This window comes from Thalassolituus sp. UBA2009, from assembly GCF_002335285.1.
Classification (GTDB): Bacteria; Pseudomonadota; Gammaproteobacteria; order Pseudomonadales; family Oceanobacteraceae; genus Venatoribacter; species Venatoribacter alkanivorans.
This window is the reverse complement of record NZ_DDCJ01000038.1, coordinates 1-7631: the sequence shown is the minus strand read 5'-3', so window position 1 is coordinate 7631 and position 7631 is coordinate 1. Positions and strand designations below refer to the sequence as shown.

7 protein-coding genes and 1 tRNA gene are annotated in these 7631 nt (G+C 53.3%); 4 read left to right on the top strand and 4 right to left on the bottom strand.

The window, feature by feature from the left end; translation table 11 throughout:
* Positions 1-231: 231 nt before the first annotated feature.
* Positions 232-308: transfer RNA gene (locus tag B3P58_RS04355), tRNA-Pro, on the top strand.
* 101 nt (positions 309-409) lie between these two features.
* On the opposite strand, the gene B3P58_RS04350 is transcribed toward B3P58_RS04355, so the two are convergent.
* From B3P58_RS04350 to B3P58_RS04335, 4 genes are read right to left on the bottom strand one after another with little or no spacing between them, the layout of a single operon-like run.
* On the bottom strand, positions 410-1606 hold the full coding sequence (locus B3P58_RS04350) for an ABC transporter permease (RefSeq protein ID WP_286716258.1): 1197 nt from the start codon (positions 1604-1606) through the stop codon (positions 410-412).
* An 8-nt stretch (positions 1607-1614) separates the two neighbouring features.
* Positions 1615-2832 (bottom strand): ABC transporter permease, encoded by a 1218-nt coding sequence (locus B3P58_RS04345; RefSeq protein ID WP_286716257.1) that lies wholly within the window; start codon positions 2830-2832, stop codon positions 1615-1617.
* Entirely contained in the window at positions 2829-3599 is a 771-nt protein-coding gene (locus B3P58_RS04340; RefSeq protein WP_286716256.1) for an ABC transporter ATP-binding protein, read from the bottom strand. Before B3P58_RS04340 ends, B3P58_RS04345 begins: the two co-directional genes overlap by 4 nt.
* Positions 3596-4765, bottom strand: coding sequence for an efflux RND transporter periplasmic adaptor subunit (locus B3P58_RS04335; RefSeq protein WP_286716255.1), 1170 nt, complete (start codon positions 4763-4765; stop codon positions 3596-3598). The genes B3P58_RS04340 and B3P58_RS04335 overlap by 4 nt, the downstream gene beginning before the upstream one ends.
* Positions 4766-4989: 224 nt before the next feature.
* Here B3P58_RS04335 and B3P58_RS04330 point away from each other — a divergent pair, with 224 nt between their 5' ends.
* The 3 genes from B3P58_RS04330 to B3P58_RS04320 all read left to right on the top strand — a co-directional run bounded on the left by B3P58_RS04330 (position 4990) and on the right by B3P58_RS04320 (position 7478).
* Positions 4990-6324 carry an APC family permease gene (locus B3P58_RS04330; protein WP_230331455.1) on the top strand — a complete coding sequence of 445 codons (1335 nt, stop codon included), beginning with the start codon at positions 4990-4992 and terminating at the stop codon, positions 6322-6324.
* Between the two features lie 184 nt (positions 6325-6508).
* Positions 6509-7018 carry a ClbS/DfsB family four-helix bundle protein gene (locus tag B3P58_RS04325; RefSeq protein ID WP_230331454.1) on the top strand — a complete coding sequence of 170 codons (510 nt, stop codon included), beginning with the start codon at positions 6509-6511 and terminating at the stop codon, positions 7016-7018.
* A 157-nt stretch (positions 7019-7175) separates the two neighbouring features.
* Positions 7176-7478 carry a hypothetical protein gene (locus tag B3P58_RS04320; protein ID WP_286716254.1) on the top strand — a complete coding sequence of 101 codons (303 nt, stop codon included), beginning with the start codon at positions 7176-7178 and terminating at the stop codon, positions 7476-7478.
* The last annotated feature ends 153 nt before the right edge of the window (positions 7479-7631 follow it).

Sequence of the window (7631 nt, the reverse complement as noted above, 5' to 3'; positions counted from 1 at the left end):
CCGCCAGCGTCTGAGCGAAGAGGGTGAATCCAATGCCGTGGCGATGGATCAGGCGCTCATCAAAAACATGATTGCCGAGCTTAAAGAACTGGCCGATTTACTTACCCCGGACAGCCATTCCTGAGCCTCCCGTACCGGCTTGCATTCTAAAAAAATCTTTAACTTTTCAGTGGCTTAAGTATACTTGAGCGCGTTCGTAAGCGGCTTTTAAGCTCGTTTCTGAACATGTGTCGGGGCGTAGCGCAGCCTGGTAGCGCACTTGCATGGGGTGCAAGGGGTCGCGAGTTCGAATCCCGCCGTCCCGACCAATTTTCAGAATTCCTGTAAAAAGGCCAGTCAGCGATGATTGGCCTTTTTTGTTTTTATTGCACTGAACAGCGCTTAATAATAAATCTTTTTTATTCCGCTTTTATTCATCCCTCAGCGCCTCAATCGGACTTAATTTAGCCGCCTGCCACGCCGGGCCCATACCGGCCATTAAGCCAATCAGGGCGGAAAAAACCAGGGAAATCATCAGGTACAGCGGGCTGGGTTGTATCGGGAAATCCGGCATTATTAAACCGGTAATGGCGAGCAGGGCGAGGGCGCCAAACATGCCGGCGAGGGCACCGATAACCGATAATAATACGGCTTCGCCAAGAAACAGGCTGAGCAGTTGCCGGCGGGAAATGCCAATGGCGCGCAGCAGACCGATTTCCGGCGTGCGCTCGCGTACGTTGGTGGTCATGATGGTGAAAATGCCGACACCGCCGACCAGTAATGAGATGGAGCCGAGTGCGGCAACGCCCATGGTCAGTACCGACAGAATGCTGTTCAGGCTTTCCAGCATTTCGTCCTGGGTGACGATGGTAAAGTCTTCCTGGCCGTGGCGCTCAATCAGCCGTTTGCGCACAATTTCGCGCATATTTTCTGAGGTGGTGGCGGCGGAGAACACCACGTCCACTTCCATTAATCCTTCGCGGTTAAACAGCGTGAGCGCGCGGTCGGCGGGAATGTAGACCATATCGTCGAGGTCGAAGCCGAGCATGCTGCCTTTTGGTTTCATCACACCAATCACGCGGAAGCGCTGACCACCAACGCGGATAAACTGCCCCAGCGCATTGCTGCCTTTAAATAATTCCTGCCAGACCTTATGGCCAAGCACAACAAAGGCGCGCGAATTACCGCCCTGAGCTTCGGGCAGAAAACGTCCACTGGCCAGCGGAAAATCCCAGGCCTGCACCATACTGGGTGTGGTGCCATAAATATCGGTGTTGCGTACCCGTTCGCCAAACTCAATCGGGCCGGTGCCCTGCACGCTGGCGACCACGTGCTCGGCGTAGGGCAGGTTAATCAGGCTGCGGTAATCTTCCATGGTCAGCAGGCGTACCGAGTTGAGTACTCCGCCCATACCGGAGGTGTCGTTTTTGCCCGGGCTGACGGCAATAATGCGGGTGCCGAACTGCGAGAAGTTATCCATCACATACATGCGCACACCTTCGCCCAGTGAAGTCAGCAGGGTAACGGCGGCAATACCGATGGCGATGCCCAACGCGGTGAGCAGGCTTTTCAGCGGGTTGTAACGTACCGAGGAAAACACCAGATGTAACCAGTCAGCACTGTGCATTGGGCCTCCTATTTGCCGTTCTGATGTTGCAGGGCGGTTACCGGTGCCATATGAGCGGCGCGGCTGGCGGGAATCCAGGAAAACAGAAAGCCGCAGCCTACGGCAATAGCGCCCGCGGCGGCCGTTGCCCAGAGCGGTGCGGCAAAGGGAATCTCCGGATACTGCATGCGTACCAGCCATAACAGAATTTCTGCCAGCAGGGTGCCAAGCAGGGCGCCAAACAGCGACAGCATCACCGCTTCGGTTACGAACAGCTGGCGTACTTCGCGGCTGGACGCCCCCAGCGCTTTCAGCAGGCCGATTTCGGCGGTGCGCTGCGATACGGTAATTAACGTCATATTCATAATCAGTACGCCGGCGACAAACAGGCTGATGGCGCCGATACCGGCAATGGCAAAGGTCAGCACCGAGAGAATGCTGTCGAAGGCTTTCAGCAGGGAATCGGGAGTAATCAGGGTGACGTCGAGCTGGCCGTCATGGCGCTCGCGCATAATGTCTTCGATCTGGCGGCTTAACACGCCCATGCCCATCGCCGAGCGCACATCAATCATCACCCGGAACACGCCTTCGGTATTAAACAGCTGCATGCTGCTGGCCACGGGCATGATCAGCGCTTCGCTCATGTTCATGCCGAGGCCGGTGCCGGTATCGGCCAGAATACCAATTACCCGGCAGCGGTAAGTGTCGATGCCAACCCACTGGCCAAGTGCCGGTTCGGCAGAAAACAGTTCCTGTTTTAATGTGGTGCCGATAACACAGACCGGGCTCGGCTGATCGAGGGGCAGGTCGGGCAGAATCTGGCCGCGCGCCAGCTGAATATGGCGGATATCAAAGAAAGCACTGTTGGTGCCCAGCACCAGAGTTTCACGGCTGCGTGCGCCGCGTGATATTTCGGCATTACCGACCACCAGGGGCGCAATGCGTTCCACTTCGGGCAGGCGCAGCAGGCTCTGGGCATCCTGCAGGGTAATATCGCGGGTGCCTTCGCCGGTCATGGGGGGCATGCCGCCGGAGGTTTCTTTGCGTCCCGGCAGCATAATCAGAATATCTTTTCCCAGTACCGAAAACTCGCCCAGCACATACTGGCGCGCGCCTTCACCGAGGCCGGTCAACAGCACTACCGCGAGCACACCAATCGACATCGCAATCAGCTGCATCAGCGTGCGGAAACGCTGGCGCAGCAGGGCGCGGATGCTGAAATTAAGCTGGTCGCGGGTGCGGATCATGGCGCGTCGCTCTGATCGGTATGGCTTTGAGCGTTTGAAGAAGACGTGCGGTCATCGCTTACGATCACGCCATCCACCATACGGATACGGCGGCTGGCGCGGCGGCCAAGATCGGCGTCGTGGGTAACCACAATTAAGGTAATGCCGTCGGCATTCAGCTCTTCCAGCAGTTGCACGACTTCGGCACCGGACTGGCTGTCGAGGTTACCGGTTGGCTCATCGGCGAGCAGCAGGCGCGGTTTCATAATAATGGCGCGGCCAATGGCCACCCGCTGACGCTGGCCGCCGGATAACTGATTGGGTAAATGCCCGGCGCGACTGCCAAGGCCCAGACGCTCAATCACCGGTTCCAGCCGGCGTTTGCGTTCTGCCGGAGCAATACCGGCCAGAATTAACGGCAGCTCGATATTTTCGCTGGCACTTAAACGCGGAATTAAATGGTACGACTGAAAAACAAAGCCGATATGGCTGCGGCGATAAACTGCGCGCTGTTCTTCACTCATGGGCACGGTATCGGCACCGTTCAGCCAGTACTGACCGTTATCCGGTACATCCAGCAGGCCGAGCATATTCAACAGGGTGGATTTACCGGAACCGGATGGCCCCATTACCGATAAATACTCACCGGCCTGAATGCTCAGGCCGATATTATTCAGCGCGTGTACCGGCTCATCACCGAGCAGGAAGGTTTTATTCACCCCCTGCACGCGGATCAGGGCATCGGCTGCGGGATTTATGCCAGCCGCTTTCATGGCAGCCGCTTTCATGGCTTGGCGGCCTTGTCAGTGTGCAGCGCATCCATCTCATTTAATACACGCACTTCGGCACCATCGACCGCCGCCGGATTATCAAGCGATAGCAACACCGGCTGGTCAGCATCTAAGCCTTCTTTTACTTCGGTCCAGGTCCAGTTACTCAGGCCTAGGGTCAGCGCTTTTTTCTGCAGGGTTTTACCGTCAGCGGCCAGGGTCAGCACATGATTACCTTCCAGCAACGCTTCGCTGGGAATACGCAGGGTCTGTTCACTGGCGGCGGTAATCACTTCAATATCGGCGCTGTAACCAACCAGCAGCTGCACATCGTCGGGCAGGGCATTTAAGGTGACATCCACATTCACGGTGCGTGCCTGCTTTTCTTTATCTTCCACGTAAGGGGCAATGCGGCTGACCTTGCCGGTAAAGGCCTGATCGCGGAAGGCATCGAGCGTAACCCGTGCATCCATACCGACGCGGATGACTGAGGCGTCCACCTCGTCGATCGGTGCGCGCACATACAGGCAGCGCTCGTCGATCAGATCAATGGCGGGTGGTGTGGCAACACCTGGCGGAGAAGGGGTGGCGTATTCGCCGACTTCGCCATTCACTTCGGCAACAATACCGGCGAACGGCGCGCGCAATTGTGTTTGCGCCAAACGTGCCTGCTGCACCGCCACGCTGGCTTTGGCATTCTGCACCTGGGCTTCATTCTGCTGGCAGCTTAAACGGGTAATTTCGGCACTGGTTTCTACCCGGTCGAGCTGTTCGGCCGAGGCCAGCTGTTTTTTGAATAATTCACGCTGGCGTTTTACTTCGCGCTCATCTGCCTGAGCCTGGCGGCAGGCAGAGGCTTTATTTAATTCCGCCATGCGCACCTGTGCCTTGCTTTGCTCCAGCGCGGCTTTTAAATCGTCGTTCCATAATTCCAGCAATAACGCGCCGGCTTCGACTTTATCGCCCTGATCAACGTATAAATGATTCACCTGGCCGCCCAGCGCCAGAGACAGGCGGGAGCGCTGACAGGCCTTAATCGTGCCGGAGCGGGTATTGGACACCAGTGCTTCGACCAGCCCCGGAGCGGCCTGGCTCATGCGTACTTCAATGGGTTTGGCCGGGCGCAGCATAAAAGCAGCAATTAAAGCGGCAAGAACGCCAGCGGATATCAGCAGTTTTTTCACGGTATAACGTCCTGTTGCGGCAGCTGAGGAGTTACCTTAGAGCTTTTTCATATGCTTGCCCAGTGATATAAGTCATAGGATTATTCGTGCTGCTGCAACACAATTCCTTTTTTATTGTGCACCATCAGTTCAGCTCGGGTTCACGCTCTGTCATTGTCATGCCCATATTGTCATGCTCATTGTTACCGTTATTATTTATCACCGATATTCCGCCCGGAGCCCCTATGAAATTACCCCACTGGTTCAGCGTACGCAGCCAAGGCAAAGCGCTGGGGCTCCCTGAGCTGATCGCCATTGCTCTGGGCGGTATGGTGGGTGGTGGCATTTTTACCATTCTCGGTATTTCCGTTGCTCTGATCGGCCCCTATACGCCTCTGGCGATTATGGCCGGCGGTATAATCGCCGCGCTGGCCGCTTATTCTTACGTAAAACTGGGCGTGTACTACCGCGATGAAGGCGCGACCTATGGCTTTTTTAAACGTACCTTTCCCAACTCGCCACTGGCCGCCGCGCTGATTGGCTGGTATGTGATTTTCGGTTATATCAGCACCATTGCCCTCTATGCCTACACCTTTTCTTCCTATGCCTTAAGCGGCACCGGCTTTGCTGGTAATGACGATCTGCGTAAAGCCGTGGCTTGTGGAGTGATTGCACTCTTCACTCTGGTTAATGTCTGGAGTGTGCGCGGCATGGGTAAAATCGAAGACATTATGGTGTACAGCAAACTGGCTTTATTGCTGCTGATTGCCGTGATTTTACTGCTGCACCGCGAAAGCAGCCTGACTGAACTGCTCGTGCATCCGGAGATTGAATTCTCCTGGCTCAATATTCTTACCGTTGCGGCCGTTACCTTTGTGGCTTACGAAGGCTTTCAGCTGGTGATTAATGCGGTAAAAGAAATGGAAAACCCCGATAAAAATATTCCGCGCGCAATTTACAGCGCCATCGTTATTGCCATCATTTTGTACGTGGTAATCGCTGTGGCCGCCATTCTCGCCATTCCTGCCGCCGATATTATCGCCAACGAAGAATACGCACTGGCCGCCGGAGCCGGAAAAATACTCGGCCATATCGGCGCCGATATTGTGGTACTGGGGGCAGTTCTGGCAACCAGCAGTGCCATTAACGGCACCTTATTCGGAGCCTCACGCCAGGTGGCGGTGATTGCCGGTGATGGCTTCTTCCCTAAAAGTCTGGAAAAACGCAGCAATAATATACCGGTGGCGGCCATCGCCATGATGGCGGTATTAGCGATGGCGCTGATTCTGGCCGGTGGCTTAAAAGTAATACTCGAATTCGGCAGCGTTACCTTCTTACTGGTGTCATTGTTAATGGCCATCGCCAACTTCCGCATCCGCAAGCTGACCGACTCATCGCTGTTTATTACCCTGTTATCCATTATTGGTCTGGCTATCGGTGGCGGCCTGATTCTGCATTTTGAATACACCGAAAACCCTGAACAACTGATCTTTATGCTGGTGCTGTATGGCTTGTTAACGCTGGGTGCTCTGGTGTTTGCGCGGGTGAATGCGGTGCGCGGTTATAACAGCAATCCATAGCTGCGATGCCTGTAGAGGAGTGGCTTATTCGCGCTTGCTCGTTTTTCAGGCCGGTGTTAGCTTATTTGATATTCAAATCAACAGTTTGTGGATTTGGCTTGTAAATTTACGTGCAAGGCCTGACTACCGCCGCTAATAAATACGCATGCACGTTAATAGATTGTTATGTGAATGGAGATCTATATTGTCTTCTGTACCCAAGAACAAGGAGGAATTAGAGCTGGCCATAAACTCAGTATTTCCAAAACTAATGGCTGATTATCGCTCCATTCCAGAAAGCAAAGCGCGTAAATCCGCGGTCGAGGGAAACATTAAGGGTACGATGATTAGCGTTAGTGATACGGTTGCTTACTTGATTGGTTGGGGGAAACTTGTTCTTAAATGGCATCACATGAAATCTAAAAGTCAGCATGTGGATTTCCCTGAAACGGGTTATAAATGGAATCAACTGGGTCTACTCGCTGAACATTTTCACGAAGAGTATCGTGACTGGAAATACGATGATCTGCTTGTTGAATTAGAGTCTACGATAAATGAAATACTTTTACTTATTTCAGGTTTAACTGATCATGATCTGTATGGTGTTGCTTGGTATGAACAATGGACTCTTGGTCGCATGATTCAGTTCAATACGTCATCTCCTATGAAAAATATGCGTACAAAAGTTCGGCGTTTCAAGCGAGAATTTTTATAAAAAAGCGTTAAGGACAGATTAAAAATAAATAGAATAACTATTTTAATTCACACTGAGGTTGTCCCCCGCTTTAATGGATGCAGAATAATGAATCCAGTGATTGAATTGTCACTTGGAAACAAATATGAAATCTTAGTCGCTATGAAGCACAATCCCTATGAAACATAAGATTCGCGAGCTTTTGGCTTATATTGAACCGGGAAACGGCGAGGTACTGATTGATCTTGTGAAACTCACCCGTAACGGGCATTCATATTACTTTCAGGACAAGCGCTGGCTGCGGAATCTGCGCTGTATGGGCGGTGATGGCTGTACTTCCGATCAGGGCGAGACAATCAATATTGCCATACTGAACCGCAGATACAGCCCGGCATGGGTTGCCGGTAAAACCATTCGGGTTACTGACAGGGCAAAAGAGCGGTATCAGGTGTGGCTTGAAGGTATGCATCGCTGCGAGTAGCAGATTTCATCTGGCTCCCATGCTCTCGTCTGGCTCCCATGTTCTGCGTGGGAGTCCTTGCGGACACAGTTGCATTCCCACGCGGAGCGTAGGCACGAGAGATGTTTGTTCCATTGGTATTTATGATCAGTGTTTTGTGGATTTATTTTACCT